This is a genomic window from Frankia sp. RB5 (genome assembly GCF_059816245.1).
The window spans coordinates 79,467-101,203 of sequence record NZ_JCBATA010000007.1 but is presented as its reverse complement, the minus strand read 5'-3'; the positions used below and the strand labels follow the sequence as shown (position 1 = coordinate 101,203).

General features: G+C 73.8%; 16 protein-coding genes. 8 read left to right on the top strand and 8 right to left on the bottom strand.

The window, feature by feature from the left end:
* Nucleotides 1–371 precede the first annotated feature (371 nt).
* A complete protein-coding gene (locus AC6EXY_RS05470) occupies nucleotides 372–1,850 on the top strand; it encodes a sugar transferase (RefSeq protein ID WP_499816708.1) in 1,479 nt (492 codons plus the stop codon).
* A gap of 166 nt (nucleotides 1,851–2,016) precedes the next feature.
* Here AC6EXY_RS05470 and cysC read toward each other — a convergent pair whose 3' ends face one another.
* Nucleotides 2,017–3,966, bottom strand: a complete 1,950-nt coding sequence (gene cysC, locus AC6EXY_RS05465; RefSeq protein WP_101835071.1) for an adenylyl-sulfate kinase — start codon at nucleotides 3,964–3,966, stop codon at nucleotides 2,017–2,019.
* A gap of 35 nt (nucleotides 3,967–4,001) precedes the next feature.
* On the opposite strand from cysC, the gene AC6EXY_RS05460 reads away from it, so the two are divergent.
* The 4 genes from AC6EXY_RS05460 (at nucleotide 4,002) to AC6EXY_RS05445 (ending at nucleotide 8,396) form a co-directional block, all read left to right on the top strand.
* The gene (locus AC6EXY_RS05460; RefSeq protein WP_101835069.1) at nucleotides 4,002–4,814 is read left to right on the top strand and encodes a 3'(2'),5'-bisphosphate nucleotidase CysQ; all 813 of its coding nucleotides are present in this window, start codon (nucleotides 4,002–4,004) and stop codon (nucleotides 4,812–4,814) included.
* Between the two features lie 202 nt (nucleotides 4,815–5,016).
* Nucleotides 5,017–5,931 carry a sulfate adenylyltransferase subunit CysD gene (gene cysD, locus AC6EXY_RS05455; protein WP_101835067.1) on the top strand — a complete coding sequence of 305 codons (915 nt, stop codon included), beginning with the start codon at nucleotides 5,017–5,019 and terminating at the stop codon, nucleotides 5,929–5,931.
* The gene (locus AC6EXY_RS05450) at nucleotides 5,931–7,175 is read left to right on the top strand and encodes a sulfate adenylyltransferase subunit 1 (protein WP_101835065.1); all 1,245 of its coding nucleotides are present in this window, start codon (nucleotides 5,931–5,933) and stop codon (nucleotides 7,173–7,175) included. The genes cysD and AC6EXY_RS05450 overlap by 1 nt, the downstream gene beginning before the upstream one ends.
* Nucleotides 7,176–7,310: 135 nt before the next feature.
* Complete coding sequence (locus AC6EXY_RS05445) at nucleotides 7,311–8,396, top strand: ATP-dependent DNA ligase (RefSeq protein WP_101835063.1); 1,086 nt, start codon at nucleotides 7,311–7,313, stop codon at nucleotides 8,394–8,396.
* A 34-nt stretch (nucleotides 8,397–8,430) separates the two neighbouring features.
* On the opposite strand, the gene AC6EXY_RS05440 is transcribed toward AC6EXY_RS05445, so the two are convergent.
* The 5 genes from AC6EXY_RS05440 to AC6EXY_RS05420 form a co-directional block, all read right to left on the bottom strand.
* Entirely contained in the window at nucleotides 8,431–10,887 is a 2,457-nt protein-coding gene (locus AC6EXY_RS05440) for a hypothetical protein (protein WP_133150875.1), read from the bottom strand.
* A 7-nt stretch (nucleotides 10,888–10,894) separates the two neighbouring features.
* Nucleotides 10,895–11,158, bottom strand: coding sequence for a hypothetical protein (locus AC6EXY_RS05435; RefSeq protein WP_133150874.1), 264 nt, complete (start codon nucleotides 11,156–11,158; stop codon nucleotides 10,895–10,897).
* Nucleotides 11,159–11,361: 203 nt separating this feature from the next.
* On the bottom strand, nucleotides 11,362–12,090 hold the full coding sequence (locus tag AC6EXY_RS05430) for a pyrimidine reductase family protein (RefSeq protein WP_499842303.1): 729 nt from the start codon (nucleotides 12,088–12,090) through the stop codon (nucleotides 11,362–11,364).
* A 401-nt stretch (nucleotides 12,091–12,491) separates the two neighbouring features.
* Nucleotides 12,492–14,264 (bottom strand): malto-oligosyltrehalose trehalohydrolase, encoded by a 1,773-nt coding sequence (treZ, locus tag AC6EXY_RS05425; RefSeq protein ID WP_101835053.1) that lies wholly within the window; start codon nucleotides 14,262–14,264, stop codon nucleotides 12,492–12,494.
* A 584-nt stretch (nucleotides 14,265–14,848) separates the two neighbouring features.
* Nucleotides 14,849–15,520, bottom strand: a complete 672-nt coding sequence (locus AC6EXY_RS05420; protein ID WP_499816691.1) for a hypothetical protein — start codon at nucleotides 15,518–15,520, stop codon at nucleotides 14,849–14,851.
* 222 nt (nucleotides 15,521–15,742) lie between these two features.
* Between AC6EXY_RS05420 and AC6EXY_RS05415 the strand changes: the two genes are divergently transcribed.
* Together AC6EXY_RS05415 and AC6EXY_RS05410 are read left to right on the top strand one after the other, a co-directional pair.
* Nucleotides 15,743–17,749, top strand: a complete 2,007-nt coding sequence (locus AC6EXY_RS05415) for an AfsR/SARP family transcriptional regulator (protein ID WP_101835049.1) — start codon at nucleotides 15,743–15,745, stop codon at nucleotides 17,747–17,749.
* 197 nt (nucleotides 17,750–17,946) lie between these two features.
* Nucleotides 17,947–18,606, top strand: a complete 660-nt coding sequence (locus AC6EXY_RS05410) for a peroxiredoxin (RefSeq protein ID WP_101835047.1) — start codon at nucleotides 17,947–17,949, stop codon at nucleotides 18,604–18,606.
* A gap of 117 nt (nucleotides 18,607–18,723) precedes the next feature.
* Here the strand turns inward: AC6EXY_RS05410 and AC6EXY_RS05405 are convergent, their stop codons facing one another.
* A complete protein-coding gene (locus AC6EXY_RS05405) occupies nucleotides 18,724–20,061 on the bottom strand; it encodes a sensor histidine kinase (protein ID WP_207770553.1) in 1,338 nt (445 codons plus the stop codon).
* Nucleotides 20,058–20,711, bottom strand: coding sequence for a response regulator transcription factor (locus AC6EXY_RS05400; protein WP_101835045.1), 654 nt, complete (start codon nucleotides 20,709–20,711; stop codon nucleotides 20,058–20,060). The genes AC6EXY_RS05405 and AC6EXY_RS05400 overlap by 4 nt, the downstream gene beginning before the upstream one ends.
* A 123-nt stretch (nucleotides 20,712–20,834) precedes the next feature.
* Here AC6EXY_RS05400 and AC6EXY_RS05395 point away from each other — a divergent pair, with 123 nt between their 5' ends.
* Complete coding sequence (locus AC6EXY_RS05395) at nucleotides 20,835–21,737, top strand: PDZ domain-containing protein (protein WP_499816693.1); 903 nt, start codon at nucleotides 20,835–20,837, stop codon at nucleotides 21,735–21,737.

Sequence of the window (21,737 nt, the reverse complement as noted above, 5' to 3'; positions counted from 1 at the left end):
AGCGCAGTACCCCACAGCCATCGACACGCGCGCACCGGCGCAGCACGGACCAACCGTCCGGCCCGCCCGGTCCGGGCGAACCTCGTGACGCGGGCCAGCATCACACGGCGGACAACCAGCGCCGCCGGGACGCCGCGGCCCTTCGCCACGCACGCTCCGGCAGGGGGTCGCGCGTGACCGAGATCATCTCGGGGAACCGAAGGACGACCGGCGACGGCGGCTCGACCTTCGCGCCCCGCTCACGCGGCGGCCAGGCACCACCCGTGCCGTACCCGCCCGGGCCCGGACGGGGGAGCGACAGCCCCTACGGCCGGCACGCCGCCCCGCCGCCGCCCTGGAACGGGGGGGGCGGCCGGCACAGCGCCGCCCGGATGGGCGCGGGCGCCGACGACCCGGTGGCCTACCGCGCGCAGGTGACCTGGGAGCGTCGCTACGTGCGGCTGCTGGTCCTGTTCGACGCGGGGGCCTGCGTGCTCGCCGCGGCGCTGGCGTTCTTCGTCCGCTTCGGCAACCTCGTCGACTTCGAGACCGAGCCGGTGTCGATCAAGCCGTACATCCTGATGACGGTGCTGCTGCCGCTGGCCTGGGTGCTGGCGATGTCGCTGAACCGGGCGTACGAGAGCCGGTTCCTCGGCGGCGGCTCGGAGGAGTTCCGGCGCGTCGTCAACGCCGCCGCCCGGCTCACCGCCGCGCTTGCCATCCTGTCCTACGCGACCAAGGCCGAGATCGCCCGAAGCTACGTGCTGATCGCCTTCCCGGCGGCGATGCTGCTGTCGGTGGCGGGCCGGGTCGTCGGGCGCGGCATCCTGCACCGGATGCGCCGGGCTGGGCGCTGCCTGCACCGGGTGCTCGTCGTCGGCGCCGGCGAGTCCGCCGCCACCCTCGTCCGGCTCGCCCAGCGTGACCCGACCTCCGGCTGGGCCGTCGTCGGCGTGGTGCTGGACCGCTCACCCGGCCGCCACAGCCACGACCGGCCAGAACGCAGCGGCTTCGACCTGCTCGGCGTGCCGATCGTGGGCACCTTCGAGACCCTGCACACCGCGATCACCGCGACCCACGCCACCACCGTCGCGATCTGCCCGCAGATGGACGGCGAGACCCTGCGCCGGGTGCTGTGGACGCTCGAGGGCAGCGACGTCGACGTGCTGGTCTCCTCGGCGCTGACGGACGTCACCGGTCCGCGGATCTCGATCCGCCCGGTGGCCGGGCTGCCGCTGCTGCACATCGAGGAGCCGGAACTGACCGGCACCCGCCGGGTGATGAAGGGCGTGTTCGACCGGTTTGTCGCCGGCGTGGTCATCCTGCTGGCCTCGCCCGTGCTGCTGGGCCTGGGGATCGCCGTGCGGCTGACCAGCCGCGGGCCGGCGCTGTTCAAGCAGACCAGGGTCGGGCGGGGCGGCAGCCATTTCACGATGTTCAAGTTCCGGTCGATGTACGTCGACGCGGAGGAACGGAAGAAGGAGCTGGAGGCGCTCAACGAGCGTGCCGAGGGCCTGCTGTTCAAGATGCGCGACGACCCGCGGATCACGAAGGTCGGCAAGTTCCTGCGCAAGTGGTCGCTCGACGAGCTGCCGCAGCTGATCAACGTCCTCAACGGCAGCATGTCGCTGGTCGGCCCGCGCCCGCCGCTGCCGAGCGAGGTCGCCCAGTACGAGGACGACGTGCACCGCCGGCTGATGGTCAAGCCCGGCCTGACCGGGCTGTGGCAGATCAGTGGGCGCTCCGATCTGGAGTGGGACGAGTCGGTCCGGCTCGACCTGCGCTACGTGGAGAACTGGTCGCTGGCGATGGACTTCGTCATTCTCTGGCGGACCGTCTTCGCCGTCCTGCGCCGCGAAGGCGCCTACTGACCTGACCTCGGCATCGTCTGGCCTCGGCCCGGTCTGACCCCGGTCTGACCCCGGTCTGATCCCGATCTGGCCTTGGCTCTGGCCTTGGCTTCGCCCGGCCCGGCCGGCTCCGGTGGACGCCCGCGCTCGTCGCCGGCGCGGGCTGCCGGCTCGGATCCGGGCCCGGTCAGGTCGCGGCGAGCCAGCCGGCGACGCGCAGATGGTCGAGGACCCGGCCCACGGCCGCCTCGCTGGACAGCTGCGCGGTGTCGACGGTGACGTCGGCGTCGTCCGGCTCCTCGTACGGGTCGGACACCCCGGTGAAGGCGGGGATCACCCCGGCCCGGGCCTTCGCGTACAGGCCCTTGCGGTCCCGTTCCTCGCACACCGCCAGCGGCGTCGACACGTGGACGAGGACGAAACCACCCCCGGCCGCGCGCACCATCTCGCGGATCTCGGCGCGGATGTTCGCGTACGGCGCGATCGGCGCGCACACCGCCGTACCGCCCGCGCCGGCGACCTGGGCGGCCACGAAACCGATCCGGCGGATGTTCGTGTCCCGGTCGGCCCGGGAGAAGCCGAGCCCCCGGGACAGGTGGTTGCGCACGACGTCGCCGTCGAGCAGGGTGACGCGCCGCCCGCCCTCCTCGAGCAGCCGGCAGACGAGCAGCCCGGCGAGCGTGGACTTCCCTGAGCCCGACAGGCCGGTGAAGAAGACCGTCAGGCCACGCCGGGACCGCGGCGGCACCGCCCGGATGAGTTCGGCGGCGACAGTCGGCGGTGTCAGCTCGGCCGGGATCGGGTTGCCGGCGTCCAGCAGCGAGGCGAGCTCCTGGCGTCCCGGCACGCCGATCGCCGGCCCGATCAGGCTGCCCGTCAGGCCGTAGACGCTGGCCAGGTGCGCCCGCTGGGCGGTCAGCCGGGCCAGCAGCGCCGGATCCTCCGCCGCCGAGCGGTCCAGGTCCGCCGCGGGTCGGCTGTCGGTGAGGTCCGCCGCGGCGGCTGCCGCCGTGGCCGTGACCGTGCTGTCCGCGGGCAGCAGGACCGTCGCGCTCATCCCGGGCTCCCGTGGCGTCGCCAGCAGTGGGGACGGCAGCACGGGCACGAGGACGAGCAGGCTGCGGTGCCCGTGTGGCTCGTCGGCCGCGCCGGGACGGCGGTAGGGGTCCGGCGGGGGCTCGGGGTGGCGTCCCGCGGCGGTCGCGTCGGACGCCAGCGCCTCCGAGGCGAGCGTCGCCTCACTCGGGCGCAGCGGCGCGTCGACCGCCTTCAGCGCGGCGAGCAGGCAGCGGATCCGCAGATGGTGCCCGGCGTCCGCGGGGTCGGCGGCGCCGACCGGGGCGAGCACGACACAGCGCTTGCCCTGGCGGGTCAGCGCCCGGATGCGACCCACATCCGCGGTGTGCAGCAGGCCGTCCGCCCAGACCGCCCAGACCGCCCAGGCCGCGGCGGAGTCGACCTGCGGCCCAGTCCACCCCCGGGCGCGCAGTTCGGCCCGCACCTGGTCCGGGGTCAGGCGCAGATCGGGGTGATCCGGGTGATCCGGCAGCCGCACCCCTTCCACCGCACCGACCAGCCGCACCACGCCGGCATCGCCCGTCGCTCTCCCCCTGTCCGTCGCTCTCCCACTGTCCGTCGCGCCCGCGCTGTCCGTCGCGCCCGCACTGTCCGCCGCACCGGCGCCAGCCGTCGCGCCAGCGCCGTCGGTCGCGGTCGGGCCGCCGTCCTCGGCCGCGCCGCCGGCGGGGACGGGAATCGTCACGCGCAGGTGCAGCGCGGCGATCATCACCCCTTCCTGATCGCGCAGCGCGACGGTGGTGCCGGCGGCCAGCGGCGCGGCGGCGTCGGCCGGCACGACGAGGGACGGCACGGGGACACCGTCGACCTCCTCCTCGGCCGGATAGCCGGGCTGCGGGCCGAAGGACCCGACGAGCAGCAGCTCGAGTTCGGCGAGTTGACGCGGCGTGAGCGTCAACGACGGCCAGTCGCGCGAGGCCGCGGTCAGCTCAGCGGCGCGGTCGGCGCCGACCAGGGCGAGCAGCGGATCGCCGTCGGCGCCGTCGCCGCGCTCGCCAGGGCCCGCGCCGAGCGGGCCGGCCCGGTGACGGTCGGTGTCCGGATCAGAGGTGGCACTCACACCCGCGACCGTAGCGGGTGACAGACTCCCACTCGATGAACACCGACGACACCAGCCCGCCGGCCCTCGTCCCCGTCGACATCGCGTCCGACGAGATCGACGACGACGTCCTCGCCCGGCGACTGGCCACGGACGCCGGCAAACTGCTGCTCAAGATCCGCGAGGAGGTCGGCTTCGCCGAGCCCGCCACGCTGCGGGACGCCGGTGACGCCCGTTCGCAGCAGCTGCTGGCCCGGGCGCTGGCCCGCCACCGACCGGACGACGCGGTGCTCTCCGAGGAGGCCGCCGACGATCCGGCCCGCCTGCTCGCCGAGCGGGTCTGGATCGTCGACCCGCTCGATGGCACCCGCGAGTTCGCCGAGCCGGGGCGCAGCGACTGGGCGGTCCATGTCGCGCTGTGGCAGGCCGGCGAGCTCATCGCGGGTGCGGTGGCCCTGCCGGCGCTCGGCGTCACCCTGTCGGCCGCGGGCGGTCTGCCGTCGCGGCCAGCCGCCGCCGGCCCGCCGCGCATCGTCGCGAGCCGGACCCGGGCCCCCCGCCTCGTCGGCGAGGTGGCGGAGGCGCTTGGCGCGACCACCGTTCCGATGGGTTCGGCCGGGGCCAAGGCCGCCGCGGTCATCCGCGGGCAGGCGGAGATCTACCTGCACGCAGGCGGCCAGTACGAGTGGGACTCCGCCGCGCCGGTCGCGGTGGCCCGGGCGGCGGGCCTGCACACGAGCCGGCTCGACGGCTCGCCGCTGCGCTACAACCAGCCGGATCCGTTGCTGCCCGACCTCGTGATCTGCGACGCCGCCCTGGCGCCGGCGGTGCTCGCGGCCATCGCCGCGGCTGGTCCACAGGATCGGTAGGACCGTCCGGACCGAGCGTGGCCATGGCGGCTCGCGTTCGTCCGGCGGCGGATGGTGGGGGCGGCGGCACGGGTATGCCGTGAGCTGCTCGCGTTGACGTACCTCCAGGCCAGGTGAGCCGGTTAACGTCGGCGAAACCGGTGTCCGAACGGCCAGGTCGGCTACTTTGGACTGATACACCGGCTCGACGAGGGGTATCCGCGTGCCTGTCACGGGTTACGAGCTCTCCCACCTGGAGATGCTCGAGGCCGAGGCGATCCACATCTTCCGTGAGGTCGCGGCCGAGTTCGAGCGTCCCGCGTTGCTGTTCAGCGGCGGCAAGGACTCGATCGTCATGCTGCGGGTGGCGGAGAAGGCGTTCTGGCCGGCGAAGCTGCCGTTCCCGCTGCTGCACATCGACACCGGGCACAACTTCCCCGAGGTCCTCGCGTTCCGTGACCACCGCAGCGCCGAGCTCGGCGCGCGTCTCGTCGTCGGTTCGGTGCAGACGGCCATCGACGCTGGGGAGCTGACCGAGGACACCCGCCCGGGTGCCTCGCGCAACCAGCTGCAGACGCCGGTACTGCTCGACACGATCGCCGAGAACCGGTTCGACGCCGTGTTCGGCGGCGCGCGCCGCGATGAGGAGAAGGCCCGGGCCAAGGAGCGGGTCTACTCGTTCCGCGACGAGTTCGGCCAGTGGGACCCGAAGAACCAGCGTCCCGAGCTGTGGTCGCTCTACAACGGCCGGCACCGCCCCGGCGAGCACATCCGCGTGTTCCCGCTGTCCAACTGGACCGAGCTGGACATCTGGCGCTACATCGCCCAGGAGCGCCTCGAGATCCCCTCGATCTACTACGCGCACAGCCGCGACGTGATCGAACGTGACGGCATGCTGCTCGCGGTCACCCCGCTGACGCCGCCGCGCGCCGGCGAGATCGCGCTGCCCCGGCAGATCCGCTACCGCACGGTCGGCGACATCACCTGCACCGGCGCCGTCGAGTCGACCGCGGCGACGGTCGAGGAGGTCATCGCCGAGGTGGCGGCGACGAGGATCACCGAGCGCGGCGCCACCCGGGCCGACGACCGGGTCAGCGAAGCCGCGATGGAGGACCGCAAGCGGGAGGGGTACTTCTGATGACCGAGCTGCTGCGTGTCGCGACCGCGGGTTCGGTCGACGACGGCAAGTCGACCCTGATCGGCCGCCTCCTGTACGACACGAAGTCACTGTTCAGCGACCAGCTCGCGGCGGTGGAGCGCACCAGCCGGGAGCGCGGCGACGGCTACGTCGACCTCGCCCTGCTCACCGACGGCCTGCGGGCCGAGCGCGAACAGGGCATCACGATCGACGTCGCGTACCGCTACTTCGCCACCCCGCGCCGGTCGTTCATCCTGGCGGATACGCCGGGGCACGTGCAGTACACCCGCAACATGGTCACCGGCGCCTCGACGGCGGACCTGGCGCTGCTGCTGGTGGACGCGCGCAAGGGCGTGCTGGAGCAGACCCGGCGGCACGCGTTCCTCGCCTCGCTGCTGCGCGTTCCGCACATGGTCCTCTGCGTGAACAAGATGGATCTCGTCGACTTCGACCGCGAGGTCTTCGAGAAGATCAAGGAGGACTTCCGCCGCTTCGCCACGAAGCTGGAGATCGTGGACGTCACGACGATCCCGATCTCCGCCCTCAGCGGCGACAACGTGGTCTCCCGTTCGCCGAGCACCCCCTGGTACGACGGCAGCTCGCTGCTGCACCACCTGGAGGAACTGCACATCGCCTCCGACCGCAACCTCATCGACGTGCGTTTCCCGGTGCAGTGGGTGGTCCGCCCGCGCACCGACGAGCTGCACGACTATCGCGGCTACGCCGGACAGGTCGCCGGCGGTGTGCTGAAGCCGGGCGACGACGTGATCGTGCTGCCCTCGGGGCTGAGCACCCGGGTCGCCGGGATCGACAGCTTCGACGGCCCGATCTCTGAGGCGTTCCCCCCGATGTCGGTGACGGTCCGCCTCGAGGACGACCTGGACGTCTCCCGCGGCGACATGATCGCCCGCCCGAACAACCAGCCCACGGTCGGCCAGGACCTGCAGCTGATGGTCTCGTGGATGGCGGACGCGCCGTTGCGGCGGCGGGCCCGCATCGGGATCAAGCACACCACGCGGTCGGTGCGGGCGATGGTCACCGACGTGAGCTACCGGGTCGACATCGACACCCTGCACCGGGACGAGTCGGTCGAGACGCTCGGGCTCAACGACATCGGCCGGATCGCGCTGCGCACCACCTCGCCGCTGTGCTACGACCCGTACCGCCGCAACCGCACCACCGGCAGCGTGCTGCTCATCGACGAGTCGACCGGCGCCACCCTCGGCGCAGGCATGATCCTCTAGCCGGAGCCGGCTGCTCGGTCGGCCTCGCGTGACACGCGTCGGCGGGGTGGGTTCGGGTCGTCGCGGATCGCGGGAGAGCCGCCCAGGCCGGTGCGCCGTGGCGCATCCGTCGGCCGGGTGCGGGAGGATCGGCGCGTGGACCTGCCGGTCATGCCACCGATCAAGCCGATGCTCGCGCGTGCCGTCGGTGAGATCCCGCCCGGGCTCGTCTACGAACCGAAATGGGACGGCTTCCGCGCGCTGGTGTTCCGCGACGGCGACGAGGTGGAGATCACCTCCCGGGCGACGAAGTCGATGACGCGCTACTTCCCGGAGCTCGTCGCCGACCTGCGGGCGTCGCTGCCCGAACGCTGTGTCCTGGACGGCGAGATCGTCGTCGTGGGAAGCGACGGGCTCGACTTCGAGGCGCTGCAGCAGCGGGTGCATCCCGAGGCGAGCCGGGTGGCCCGCCTCGCGGCCGAGACGCCGGTGTCCTTCGTCGCCTTCGACCTGCTCTCGGACGGCGACGCCGCGCTGCTCACCTGCCCCTTCGCCGACCGTCGGGCGCGTCTCACCGCACTGCTGGCGCAGGTCGGGGACCGGTCCGCCCGGATCCACCTCACCCCGGCGACGGACGATCTCGCGGTGGCCCGAGCGTGGTTCGACCGCTTCGAGGGCGCCGGGCTCGACGGCCTCGTCGCGAAGGCGCCGGACTCCCGCTACGAGCCCGACCGGCGGACGATGTTCAAGATCAAGCATGACCGGACGGCGGACTGCGTCGTCGCCGGCTACCGCGCGCACAAGTCGGGCGTCGACGCGCTGGGCTCGCTGCTGCTGGGCCTGTACCCGGACGCCCCCGCCGACGGCACGCCGCCCGGCGGGGGTCTGGCCGCGGTCGGCGTGACCTCCGCGTTCCCGATGGCCCGGCGCCGCGAGCTGGTCCGCGAACTCGCCGACCTGGTGATCCCGATCGAGGAGCATCCCTGGGCGCCCGGTGCCGCCGGCGGCACCCGCACTCCGTGGGACGCGGGGGAGAGCCGGTGGGCGTCGGGCCGGGACCCGTCGTTCGTCCCGCTGCGCCCGGTACTGGTCGTCGAGGTCCGCTACGACCACATGGAGGGGCTGCGGTTTCGCCACACCACACAGTTCGTGCGCTTCCGGCCGGATCGTGAGCCGCGCGGCTGCACCTTCGCCCAGCTGGAGCGACCGGCGAGGTTCGACCTCGCCGACGTGCTGCGGTGACGTCCGCCCTGCCGTCGGGGCGATGACGGGCATGTCATCCTCCCGGCCGCAGGACGTGGTCGGGCGGCACCGGTGGTTCCTCGGCGCTGCCGGCCATCCCGGCGAGGACCGGCAACCGGTCGTTGTTCGCGACCATGGCCGGGCTCTCCAGCCAGGCGAGGTAGGCGCCGCGCTGCGCCGACGTCATCGCCGCCGCCGGCCGTGGGTCGCCGGACGGGTCGAGGAAGTCGGTCGCCGGGCCGGTGATGAAGCCGTCGTGGCGGGGATCGCCGGTATAGACGCGGGGGCGGCCGTCGGCGCCGGTGACGGTGACCGGGCGCAGTGGGTCACTACCGCGTCGCTGCCACAGCAGGCGGGCGCTCGCCTCGTACGCTCCGGCCCAGTGGGGGTTCGCGCGGGCGGCGACCCGCAGTTCGGCGAGGACCCGCCGGGCCTCGGCGGTGGGCACGTCCCGGAACCGATCACGGATCATCGCCTCCACCTCGACGACGGTGACCCCGACGCCGAGGCGGGCGAAGGTACCCGCCGGGTCCCTCGGGTCGATCGCGCCGGCGGACGTGGCGAGCAGGTCCAGCAGCACCGCCTGCTGTCTGCGGTGCTGCGCGCCCGCGTCGGCGTGCGCGCGCACCACCGCGTCGGCCGCGTCGCCGAGGGCCTCGGTGAAGAAGGCCTGCGCCCGCACGGCACGCAGGTAGCCGAGTGCGCGCGGGCTCGCGGGCAGGCCGCCGGGTGTGACGTTCCAGCCCTGGGTGCGCCGCGCGGTCGCCTCCTCGAGGCCGACGCCGAACGCCGCCGCGTCCCGGGCCAACAGCCCGGTCGTCGCACCGCCGCGCAGGGACTCCCGCAGCAGCGCCCGCCACGCCGAGTCGGGGACCGCCCGGACAGCGTCGACCGGATCCACCACGCCGACCGGATCCACCACGCCGACCAGATCCTTGGAGCCGGCCAGATCCTCGGAGCCAGCCGGACTCTCGGAGCCGGCCGGACCTCGCGCGCCTGCTGGACCTGCTGGACGCGTGGAGCCGATGGCGCCCGGCACGACGGTCGTCACCGCGCCGTAGATCTCGGCACCATAGGTGTGCAGCGCCGGGACGAACGCCGCGCGCAGCCGCAGGGGCAACGCCGACTCGCCGGCGGCGGCGACGGCGAGGGCGAGGCCGGTGACGAACCGCGCTGAGCCGGCCGGGTCGGCCTGGCGCACAGCCGTGCTCCCGGCGGTGGCGACCAGCCGCGACCATGCCCGCGCCGCCTGCTCGGTCAGGCCGACCCGCACGGGCAGGCCCAGCGCGCCCACGGACGCGACCTGCAGGACCTCCGCCAGATGCCGGACGGCGAAGCGGGCGACCAGGCCCGGAGCGGCGGTGATCGCGTCCAGCAGGGTGACCTCGTAGGCGGCGAGCTCCGCCGCTGCCCGCCGGCCGGGACCGGCGGGCAGCTGGCGCACCACGGCCAGGCTCCGGTCCGCCGGCGCCGGCGGCTGACGCCCGGGGCCGAAGGCGAGCCGGCCCAGCCGATCCAGCAGCGCCGGATCGACGCGGCCGGCGCCGAGCAGCGGCCGCAGCAGGACGGCATCGGCGCGATCGGCCCGCCCCAGGGTGTTGAGTCGTCCCAGCCAGGCGTCGCCGAGCGTCCGCAGCCGGCTGTACGCGGCGAACGCACGGCCGAGCACGGGCACGTCCACCTGTTCGTCCAGCCCGGACGGCGGCGCCGGACGGTTGCCGAGCGGCCCTGACGGGCGGCCGCTGAGCACAGTGAGCAGCCGCGCGAGCCCGGACGGGCCCAGTTCGTCGAAGAAGCCGGTGACGAACCCGGCCTGGCCCCCGTGGGCGCGCAGGGCATCGAACGCGCCACGTGCGGCGGACGAGCCCGGCGTGCTGCCGCCCACGGTGGCACCGCCACCTGGTGTCCCGAGCCGCCGGCCCGATCCAGCGCCGCGTGGCGCCGCGCCATGCTCGGGGCCCGCCGCGCCACCGCGCCCGGCACCGGCTGTGCCGCCGCGGGCCACGGCCACGGGTGCCAGCAGCCTGGCGGCCGCCCGCCCCGCGGCCAATGCCGCTGCGTCCGCGCCGGTCGACGCCGAGGCGTTCGCGTCGGTCGACGTCGCCGCGTCCGCGCCGGTGAAGGCAGCGGAGCGCACTACCAGCGCGTCGGACCAGGGTGAGGGTGGGGTATCGCCGGCGTCAGGCCACCGGGCATGGGGTATCGGTAGCGGCCTGTCGGCCTGCGCGGCCTGCGTGAGGTGGCCGTGCAGCGAGGTCGCCTCCGCGTCGACGGCGGCACCCACCCGGGCGAGTCGCGCAGCGGGCGCCACCGAGGCACCGATCGTAGACAGGGCCCAGGCCAGGCCGCGCGCGCCGGACCGCAACGCCTCGGCGGCGGCGCGCACCGCCGCGACCAGCGCGGCCAGCCTTGCCAGGTCGACCATGATCCGCCGCTGGGCGGAGGGCCCGTCGGTGCGGTGAAGGGGTGCCGCGGCACCGGGGGTGGCCATCCGCCGCTCAGCCGATCGCCCGCGGCGCCGCGGCGCCGGATGGGTGGGCACGGGCCTGCTCGCAGGCCCGCACACCGCTGTCCAGCAGCTCGGTGGCCTCCGCCGCGAGCCGGCGCAGCAGCCCGGCGGACAGCTCCGCGGCCGAGCCTTCCCAGGCTCCGACACCGGCGGCCACGACACGTTCCAACGCGGCCGCCACCTCACGCTGGGCGCGGCGCGCCACGGCAAGCGCGCCGGACACCGTCGTTCCGGCTCCGTCGGGAATCGTCATCGGCACACCACCGTCGGTTCAGGGTCGGTGCGGCGACCGTAACAACGCCGGCGACGGGTGCGAAGGCTCCGATCAGCTCCTGTGGACGACCCCCGGGCGCTGCCCGCCCTGTGGACGGAGGCGGGTGAAACCCGGCACCGAGTGAGCGCACCCAGCCCGGTCACCCCTGCGCCCGGCCCGGTGGCCTCGGGCCCAGGCCGCGATCAGGACCGCCGGTAGCGCAGGAACAGGTTGTCGTCCTCGGCCAGCACGTGGACCAGGCGCATTGACACCGGCCGTGGCCACGCGGCGCCCTGCACGATGCCGATCCGCCCTGGTCCGGCCAGCAGCGGGGCAACCGTCAGACAGAGTTCGTCGAGCAGCCCGGCGCCGCCGAGCTGGGCGTGCAGCATCGGGCCGCCCTCGGTGAGCACCCGGGTCAACCCGCGGGCCGCGAGTGCCGCGAGCGCCTGCGGCATGTCGACGGCCGCGTCCCCACACACGACGACCTCCGCGACCTCCGCCAGCGCCGCCCGCCGCGCCGGGGAGGCGGCGTCGCAGGTGAGCACGAGTGGGCGTACCTCGGCGTCGAACAGCCGGGCGGCCGGGTCCAGGCCGGCGCTCGCGGTGACGACGGCGACCGGCGGGACCTCCGCGAGCCCGGCGGCCCGTCGGCGCTCCCGCCGCTCGGGTGGCACGATCACCGGACCGTAGTTCTCGTGCCGGGCCGTCCCGGCGCCGACGAGGACCACGTCACTCAGCCAGCGCAGCGTCCGGAAGACCCGCAGGTCCGCCTCACCGCCGAGGGGGCCCGACCGGCCGTCGACCTCCGCCGCGCCGTCGACGGCGCCGACGAAGTTCGACCGTACGTAGCTGGTGTGGGCGGCCTCGGCCGGGTAGGCGTACGCCGCGTCGAGATCGGCCTCGTCGCCGGGCTCCTGCCCGGGTGGCACATCACCGAACGGTGCGGGTGAGGGGAGCAGACATCGCACCGCGTCGACTGTATCCGCTCCCCGCGTGGCACCCACACGCTCGAGCCGATCCTCACCGCGGCGGACAGAGCCACGCCCGCGTGCCTTCAACAAGCGGGACGGTCCGTGCCTGTGCCTCTTCGTCCGGTGCCGCCTCCGTGCCCGATGCCGGCCACGCCGGTGGACGGCCTGTCGCCGGCGGCGGGTGCTCCTGGGACGATGGACGCATGGGAACCTACGTCGTCCTGCTGGTCATGGTGCTGCTCGTCGGTCTGGCAGTGCTCGGCGGGCTGTACGCCTACCTGACCCGCGAACGCGTCCGCCGCTGACCGACCGCGTCCGGCCGAACCAGGCCCGCCCGCCGCGCCGGGCCACGGGACGGATTAGGACGCGGACGGCTCCGGCGGGAGCAGCCGGGTGATCACGACGGACTCGCCGTCGAGCTCGACCCGACCGGGCATGTACGTGAAGCCGGGCGCGGAGGCCGCCGGAGCATCGAACGGGACCCCGTCGAGCGGCACGGCCTGGCGTTCCCCGGCGAGGTTCGCGACGATCGCCACGTCCCCGCGGCGCACCACCAGCCAGCGAGCGTCCTCGTCGAAGGTGCAGCCGACGGACGACCAGGCCGGGTCGGTCAGCGCGGGCAGCCGGCGGCGCAGCGCGATCAGGCGGCGGTGCCAGTCCAGCAGGCCGGCGTGGCCGGGCCGGGTCGGTTCCGACCAGTCGAGCCGGGATCGTTCGAACGTCGCCGGGTCCTGCGGGTCGGGCACGTCCTCCGGGCCCCAGCCGTGCGCGGCGAACTCGGCGCGGCGACCCTCCCGCACCGCGTCACCGAGACCAGGCGCGGTGTGGTCGGTGAAGTACTGCCAGGGCGTGTGCGCCCCCCACTCCTCACCCATGAACAGCATCGGAGTCAGCGCCGACGTCAGCAGCAGCGCGGCACCGATGCGCAGCAGCCCGTCGCTGAGCAGCACCGACGACCGGTCGCCGACGGCGCGGTTGCCGATCTGGTCGTGGTTCTGCAGGAACGTGACGAACCGGTAGGCCGGCGTCGTCGGCGGCATCGGTCGGCCGTGCGAGCGGCCGCGGAACGTCGAGTAGCCGCCGTCGTGCACGAAGCCCTTCGTCAGCGCCTGGGCGAGCGTCGCGATCGACCCGAAGTCGACGTAGTAGCCCTGCCGCTCGCCGGACAGCGCCGCCCACAGCGCGTGGTGCGCGTCGTCGCACCACTGCCCGTCCAGCCCGTAGCCGCCGGCCTCCGGCGCGGAGACGAGCCTCGGGTCGTTCAGGTCGGACTCGGCGACGGCGAACAGCGGCCGGCGCAGCTGCGCGCCCAGCCGGTGCACCGCCTCGGAGATCTCCTCCAGCAGATGCAGCGCCCGGCTGTCCTGGAAGGCGTGCACCGCGTCGAGGCGCAGCCCGTCGCAGTGGTAGTCCCGCAGCCACGACAGCGCGCTGTCGACGATGAACGACCGGACCTCGTCCGAACCGGGGGCGTCGAGGTTCACCGCCGGGCCCCACGGGGTGATGTAGCGGTCGGTGAAGTAGGGGCCGAACTGGGCCAGGTAGTTTCCGTCCGGGCCGAGATGGTTGTAGACGACGTCCATGACCACGCCGATGCCGCGGGCGTGCGCCGCGTCGACGAACCGCTTCAGCCCGTCGGGCCCGCCGTACGGCTCGTGCACGGCACACAGGCCGACCCCGTCGTAGCCCCAGCCGTGGCTGCCCGGGAAAGCGTTGACGGGCAGCAGCTCGACGGCGTCGATGCCGAGTTCGGCGAGATGGTCGAGCTTGCCGATCGCGGCGTCGAACGTGCCCTCCGGGGTGAACGTCCCGACATGCAGTTCGTAGAGGACGCTGCCGGCGAGCGCGATGCCGCGCCAGTTCGCGTCGGTCCAGGTGAATGTCGCATGGTCGACGAGACGTGACCGCCCGTGCACGCCGGAGGGCTGCCAGGCCGAGCGCGGGTCGGGCAGCTCGTCGCCACGCCCGTCGAGCACGTAGGCGTAGTCGGTGCCATGCTTGGCCGAGGGCACGTTCACCCACCACCAGCCGCCGCGCCCGGCGGACATCTCATGGGTGGCGTCGCCGGCGGAGTCCGCCACGACCAGGCTGACCGTCTTCGCGTCCGGGGCCCACAGCCGGAAGGTGCTCATAGCCTCCTGTCTACCGCCCCCCGCCGCCGGACATGCCGTGTCCGTGACAACGGCCCCAACCAAAGGTGCCCGTACTACCCGGTTTCACCACCCGAACGCCCCAGCCCGCACGGTCCGAGCGGACGGTGCCACGTTCCCGCATGACCACCACCATCAGCCCGACCGGTCGTGTATGCCCCGCTCGACCTCCTACGGTGGCCCTGGAGCTCCTGCCTGATCCCCGCCATCGCGACACACCGCCCGCGACGTCTGAGCCGAGCCACCCATGCCATGATCCGACAACGGTCACCGTCTATCGATGCCAAGACCCGGACAAGATCTGCCGATGTTGATGTCAGACCGCCGGCCCGCTGCAAACCACCCCCGTTCCACCCCCACGACACGCCGCCTGACGTGCCCGTTTATCCTCGGGTCCTCATCGCCCCTACGAGGGATTGCAACTGGCTGCCGTTGTGAGAAGTGCTCTGCCTGGAATGTGGCGGTCCGCATCGCCCCTACGAGGGATTGCAACACGTAATGCGCGGAAGGGAATAGTCCGGACATCGGCTGCCGGAATTGGTGGTGTATACCGACTTTCAGGTGGTCTACGGAGATCCGGTCGGGGCCGGTGGTGGGGGAGGCGGCTGTGGCGGGGCTGGTGACATGGTGGCCAGTGTCGCCTCGATGTCGGGGATCCAGAGGGCGACCTCGAGGGTCTTGAGGGCGGCCCACCGGGACAGTTCGTGGCCGGCCCGCGTCGCGCCGACAAAGCCGACGAGAAAGGCCGCCACGCAGAATCCCGCGAGACCACGCTCGGGTCCGGCGGCCAACTCGACAAGGGCGACGACCGCGGCGAGGAGGAAGGCGAATCCGGCGTTGCGCAGGGCGATTCCGCTCGCCCGCAGCCGGCTGATCTCCACCGCCGAGTCGGGCGCCTTGACCTCGACGGCCGCGAAGACGACCGCCGGGTCGACGCGGACGAACGCCATCGCCTGGGCGGGCGGATAACGGTCGAGGAACTCCTGCCTGGCGCCGGGCCCGGGATGCAGCCACTGAGGCAGCCGCCGTCCCAGGAAGCGCCTCGGCGCGTAGGTGAGGTGACCGAGCAGGTAGCTGGCGAGGATGCCGCCGACGATCAGCAGCGTCGCGTTGAGATCGCCGATCTGCCCGAGATCGGCCCAGCCCGCCTGGTCCAGGACGAACAGCAGGAGCGCGAGGTACAGCGAGCCGGGAACCGAGTAGGCGAAGATGTCGAAGACGCCGAGGCTGAGATTCACGGGTTCCTCTGTCCGGTCTGTCCGGTCGGTCGCGGCTCGCCATCTCCCGGCCACGCCAGCGCGGCGCAATGTCCGTACCTGTGGTGACAGCGTTCGACCTATGGTGACAGCGCCCGCGGCCCGGCGCGGTCGACCCCCGTGGTGTGCCGAGAGGGGCTGTTCGCCCGGTTCCAGGTGGCACCATCAGGTGAGGTCACGTGGGTACGGGCGTGGGGGGCACGGTTGGCAGGGCTTCGGATCGAGCTGTTCGGCGGGTTTCGGGTGCTGGTCGGGCACCGGGCGGTGCCGGACGGTGCGTGGTCACGGCGCAAGCCGGCGGCGCTGGTCAAGCTGCTGGCGCTGGCGCCGGGGTATCGACTGCGGCGCGAGCAGGTGATGGACGTCCTGTGGCCGGAGCTGGAACCGGCGGCCGCTGCAGCGAACCTGCGTAAGGCGCTGCACGCGGCCCGCCGCGCACTGGATGGTGACGGCCTCTCGGCGGACGGCGCCGCGCTCATCGAGTCGATCGGTGACCTGCTGTGCCTGCGCTCCGACGGGCTGTCCGTCGATGTCGCCGAGTACCGGGCCGCCGCGGCGCTGGCCCGCCAGAGCAGGGACGCCTCCATCCACTGGGCGGCCCTCGACCTGTACCGCGACGGTCTGCTGCCGGAGGACCGTTACGAGGACTGGGCCGCCGGCCCACGGGACGAGCTGCACGCGGACTGGACGGCGCTGGCCACCGAGCTCGCCCGCGTGCTGGAGGAGCGCGGCGAGTTCAACGAGGCCGCCCGCGTGGTCAACCGGCTCGTCGCGGGGGCCGACGCCGCCGCCGACACCGTGCAGGAGGAGAACCATGTCCGGCTGATGCGCCTGTACGCGCTGGCGGGACGGCGGGACGAGGCCCGGCGGCAGTACGAGCGGCTAAGGGCGGCGCTGCACGCCGAGCTGGGCGTGGAGCCGAGCCCACGGGCCCAGCGGTTGTACGAGGAGATCCGCGGCGGCCACACCGCCGAGCCCGATCTCGCCGTGGAGCTGTGGGAGAAGGTCGGCGACCTGCGCGCCCAGTCGGGCGACGCGGACGGTGCCGGCAAGGCCTACGAGCAGGCGCTGCGGGCCTCGAACGAGCCGGCTAGCACTGGCAGGCTGCACCGGCGGATGGCCACCGCGCTACTCATGGGCCATCAGACCGACGCCGCCGCCGACCATCTCGCCAAGGCCGACGCGCTCGGGCCGGACACCGCCGAACGCGGCCGGCTGGCCTGCGTGCGCGCCCACCTGGCCTGGGAACACGGCGATCTGGGCGCTGCCCGCGACCTTGCCGACGAGGCACACGAGACGGCCCGCGAACACGGCGACGACGAGGACATCGTCGACGCCCTCGAGGCGCTGGCGATCATCTCCCACCTGCGCGGCGACTGGCGGGCAGGCCTGCAGGCGCAGGTCCGCCGGCTGTCCGGCACCGACCTCGGCGGCCAGGTCAGCCGCTACCTGGAGATCAACCACTGCGCCGGCCAGTACCAGCTCTACGGCGACGCCCTCGCCGGCGACGTCGGCGACTACGCCCGCCAGACCCTGGCGCTGGCCGAGCGCTGCGACGCGGTGGCGGTGCAGGCCTTCGCCTGGTGTCTGCTCGGCGAGTCGCTGCTGCTCGCCGGCCACTGGGGCGAGGCGGACGCCTGCCTGGCCCGCAGCTGCGAGCTGTACACGCCGATGGGCAGCCGTACCGTGGCCCTGCCGTGGCTGCGCCGCGCGGAGCTGGCGGTCTGCACGGGAGCGTTCGAGGACGCCGCGGCGCATCTGCGGTGGGCGACCGCGATCGCGACGGTGGCGCCGAGTTCACGGCATGCCTGGGCCCGCCTGCACGGCATCGCCACACTCGCCGCCCTCGAACAGGGCGATCTGGATGCCGCCGTCGCCGCTGTCACCGCGGCGCGGGAGACCGCGAGCCGGTACGGCGACTGCCCGAGCTGCGGGGCGATGCTGAACCCACTCGCCGCCGAGACGCTGGCCCGCACCGGTGACCTGCGTGGCGCCCGCGAGTTCGCCGCGATCGCCGAGCGCACCGCCGAGTCGTTCGACAGCACGGCCTGGCAGGCGATGGCCTCCTCGGCGGCCGCCTGGATCGCGGTCGGCGAGGGTGATCGGGCGGCCGCCCGGGAAGGATTCGAGGCGGCGGCGGCCGCGTTCGACAAGGCCGGCCACCCCTACTGGACGGCCCGAGCCCGCCGCCAGGCCGGTGGCGTCGAGTAGCACCCGGCGCAGGGAACGCTCAGGGAACGCCCTGTCCGTAGTGTTCTCCCTGCACCACCTACCAGGCACGATCTACCAGGCACGATGCAGCACCGGCAGCATGCGGCGGGGGAATCGCCGCACACATGACGGACGACGCACCAACGCGCCGCGGCGCCCCGAGCCCCGCGGCCCTGCGAAACGGAGACGAGACGACGATGACTCTGACGATCGGCGACACCGCGCCTGACTTCGTGGCCGCCACCACCGAGGGCGCGATCAAGTTCCACGAGTGGATCGGCGACTCCTGGGCGGTGCTCTTCTCGCACCCGAAGAACTTCACCCCGATCTGCACCACCGAGCTTGGCTACGTGGCCAGCATCAAGCCCGAGTTCGACCGCCGCGGCGTGAAGATCATCGGTCTGTCGGTCGACCCGGTTGACAAGCACGCCGACTGGGCGAAGGACATCGAGGAGACCCAGGGCACCGCCCCGAACTACCCGCTCATCGGCGACGCCGACTTCACGATCTCCAAGGCGTACGGCATGCTCGGCGCCGACGTCAGCGGTGACCCGGCCGACCGCACCGCCGCCGACAACCAGACCGTGCGCAACGTGTTCGTCATCGGCCCGGACAAGAAGATCAAGCTGATCCTCGTCTACCCGATGACCACCGGCCGCAACTTCGACGAGGTCCTGCGGGTCATCGACTCCCTGCAGCTCACCGCGAAGTACAAGGTCGCCACCCCGGTGAACTGGAAGCAGGGCGAGAACGTCGTCATCGCCGGCTCCGTCAGCAACGACGAGGCCAAGAAGGTCTACGGCACCTGGGAGGAGCCGAAGCCCTACCTGCGCATCGTTCCGCAGCCGACCTCCTGACCTGATGCAGCCGAGGCCCACCGGGCGCCCCGCGAGGGGCCGCCGGGTGGGCCTCGCGCGTTCCCGGCGCGACCCAGCCCGCCCGGCACACCGGGCCGCGGCCGCAGCGCCGGGCCGCTATCCGGTCGCGGTGGGGAAGTGGGCGGCGAGCAGCAGGCCGCCGCCGGGGTTCGGGGTGGCGGTGAGGGTGGCGCGGTGCACCGACGCGATCGACCGGACGATGGACAGCCCGAGCCCCGAGCCTGCCGCCGAACGGGTCCGCGGCGTGTGCAGCCGGCGGAACGGCTCGAAGATCTCGGCGAGGCGGTCGTCGGGGACGACCGGACCCGTGTTGCTGACCGTGAGGACGCCCGCCGCCGACAGGTGCACGGCCACCGATCCGCCGGGATCGTTGTGCCGCACGGCGTTGTCCAGCAGGTTCCCGACCAGCCGCGCCAACAGGACCGCGTCGCCGAGCACGACCACGGGCTCGGCGTGGATGGCCAGCGTGACCCCGGAGGGGAGCCGCACCCGGCTCGTGAGCGCCCGGTCGTCGGAGAGCTCGTGGGCACCGGGTGGCTCGCCGTCGGCGGGGGGCAGCATCTCCAGGGCCACCTGCCGGACGAGGGCGTCGAGCGCCACCGGTTCGAGGGTGGCGAGGCCCCGTTCGGTCTGGGCGAGCAGCAGCAGGGCGTCGATGAGGCGCTCGGTGCGCTGGTTGGCCGCCAGCAGCTGGCCGCGGACCTGGGGGAGGCGGTCGGGATCGGGATCGGTCAGCCCGATCTGGATGGCGGCGCGCTGCAGCGCCAGCGGGGTGCGCAGCTCGTGGGCGGCGTTGGCGATGAAACGGCGCTGCGCGTCGACCGCGGCCTCGAGCCGGCAGAGCATCTCGTCGAAGGTGTCGGCGAGATCGCGCAGTTCGTCGCGCGGGCCGGCGAGCGCGATCCGTTCGTGCAGGTTCGACAGGGACAGCCGGTGCGCGGTGGCCGTGATCCGGTGCAGCGGCCGCAGCAGCCGCCCGGCGAGCCACCATCCGGCGGCCACGGACACCAGCGCCAGAATCCCGATCGTGATCGCCGCGACCGTCCACTGGTAGTGCAGCACCGTGTCCGGGAGACGGTCGACGACCGCCAGACGGCCGAAGTAGACGTCGGGCGAGCCGGTCTGGTCGGGGCCGCCAGGCACCGCCGCCGGTGCGCCGGACCCCACGGCGGACCCCACGCCGGAGCCGGTGAACGCGCTGGTCCCCCCGGCGCCGATGCCCGCGCTGGGCGCGGGGGCGCCGGCGCCCACCGGTGACGTCGCGGTGATAGCGGTGACCTTGCTCCGCAGCACGCCCCGCAACAGCAGGTTGGTCACCACCAGCAGGATCGTGGACGTGAGCAGGAACAGGCCGCTGTAGAGCAGGGTCAGCCGCGTCCGGACCGTCCCCAGCCGGCCCGCTCCCCAGCGCCCCCGCATCCCGCCGTCGTTCACAACCGGTATCCCGCGCCGGGCACGGTGTGGATGCACGGCGGGTCGCCGAGCTTGCCGCGCAGCCGACTGATGATCACTCGGACCGCGGACGTGAACGGGTCGGCGTGCTCGTCCCACGCGGACTCCAGCAGGGCCTCGGCGCTGACGACCGCGCCGTCCGCCCGCATCAGCACCTCCAGCACGGCGAACTCCTTCAGGGACAGCCGCAGGTGCCGACCGTCCCGCGACGCCTGCAGATGACGGGTGTCGAGCACGAGGCCGCCCCGGGTCAGCACCGGCGCCACCGGGGCCCGGCTGCGCCGCCCGAGCGCCTGCACCCGGGCGACCAGTTCGGCGTAGTCGAACGGCTTGGGCAGATAGTCGTCGGCGCCCAGGCCGAGCCCGGCGACCCGCTCGGGCACCGAGGCCGCCGCCGTCAGCATCAGGATGCGGGTGCGTGCCCCGGCCCGGGCCAGGTCGCGGCAGATGTCGTCGCCGTGCACCGCGGGCAGGTCACGGTCCAGCACCAGGACGTCGTAGTCGTGGACGGCGAGTCGTTCGGTCGCCGCGGCGCCGTCGTAGGCCACGTCGACGGCCATCGCGTGCCGGCGCAACCCCTCGGCGACCAGGTCGGCCAGCTCACGTTCGTCCTCCGCCACCAGCACGCGCATGTCGACCTTCTATCGAACAGGCTGTAACACCGGCGTTAACGATCGCGTTCATCCTGCGGCAACATCCTCGCTGACAGCCTGGCCGACATGAGATCTCCCCTGCGAACGACACGGAAGTCCGTGATGGCGGTGGCCGCCATGGCCGTCGCCCTGCCGGTCGGTGTGGGCCTCACCGCCGGCGCCGCCCAGGCCTCCCCGCCGAGTGGCTCCGTCTCCTCGGCCGCCGGCGTCACCGCCACCAGCGTCAGCTCCGCCCACCCGGCGATCGCCAACGTCACGGCGGCGGGCGACGGCAAGGGCGCCCCCTGCCCGCTGCCCCCCGACGGCATCGTCCACAAGACGCTGCCGGGTTCGGGCGGCCAGCCCGCGGGCGGGGCGGTGCACAACGAGGTCTTCGGCGCGGGTGGGCAGTCCGCCTCGGCGCCCGCCCTGCCGGCCCCCGAGGGCGCCCCGGTGGACGGCGAGACGGTGGACGGCGCCACGTTCGTGGCGGGCGGTGCCGGGGACGGCTCGGGTCCGGTGACCCGCCGCAACGTGGTCCGCGCCCCGGCGGGCGAGGCGGGCGGCACGGCCGAGTTCGGCATCGCCACCTGCGACACGCACGGCGGGCAGGTGTTCGCCATCCACGTCGGCCCGCCGGCGGGCGGCGGCGCGCCGGTGCTCACCATCGCCCAGGTCCAGGGCGGGCCGGCCGCCGCGGCCGGACTGCGGGCGGGTGACGTCGTCCAGTCCATCGACGGGGCGGCGCCGATCGTGAACGGCAAGCCCGACCGGAAGGTCATCGAGAAGCTGCTGCCGCCGGACTCGGGGACGCGGACCGTGCACCTCGTCGTCCACCGCCCGTCCACGAACCGCACCTGGACGGTGGCCCTCACCCTCCAGCCGCCCCCCGGCGCCCCGGCGGGCAAGCCGTGGATCCACCGGTTCGTCCACCCGGGCGCCCCGGGCGGCGCGGGCGGCGCGTCGGGGTCCGATGCCCCGGGCAGCGCACAGGCCGTGCCCGCCCCGCCGACCCTGGGCGGCTGA

What these genes read in the sequence shown, in the direction of transcription:
- AC6EXY_RS05400 (WP_101835045.1), bottom strand. Translation starts at nt 20,711, where the DNA reads ATGCGCGTGCTGGTGGCGGAGGACGAACGTGAGCTGGCCGACCTGGTC.
- treZ (WP_101835053.1), bottom strand. Translation starts at nt 14,264, where the DNA reads ATGAGCACCTTCCGGCTGTGGGCCCCGGACGCGAAGACGGTCAGCCTG.
- AC6EXY_RS05440 (WP_133150875.1), bottom strand. Translation starts at nt 10,887, where the DNA reads ATGGCCACCCCCGGTGCCGCGGCACCCCTTCACCGCACCGACGGGCCC.
- AC6EXY_RS05395 (WP_499816693.1), top strand. Translation starts at nt 20,835, where the DNA reads ATGGCGGTGGCCGCCATGGCCGTCGCCCTGCCGGTCGGTGTGGGCCTC.
- AC6EXY_RS05460 (WP_101835069.1), top strand. Translation starts at nt 4,002, where the DNA reads ATGAACACCGACGACACCAGCCCGCCGGCCCTCGTCCCCGTCGACATC.
- AC6EXY_RS05470 (WP_499816708.1), top strand. Translation starts at nt 372, where the DNA reads ATGGGCGCGGGCGCCGACGACCCGGTGGCCTACCGCGCGCAGGTGACC.
- AC6EXY_RS05410 (WP_101835047.1), top strand. Translation starts at nt 17,947, where the DNA reads ATGACTCTGACGATCGGCGACACCGCGCCTGACTTCGTGGCCGCCACC.
- AC6EXY_RS05435 (WP_133150874.1), bottom strand. Translation starts at nt 11,158, where the DNA reads ATGACGATTCCCGACGGAGCCGGAACGACGGTGTCCGGCGCGCTTGCC.
- AC6EXY_RS05450 (WP_101835065.1), top strand. Translation starts at nt 5,931, where the DNA reads ATGACCGAGCTGCTGCGTGTCGCGACCGCGGGTTCGGTCGACGACGGC.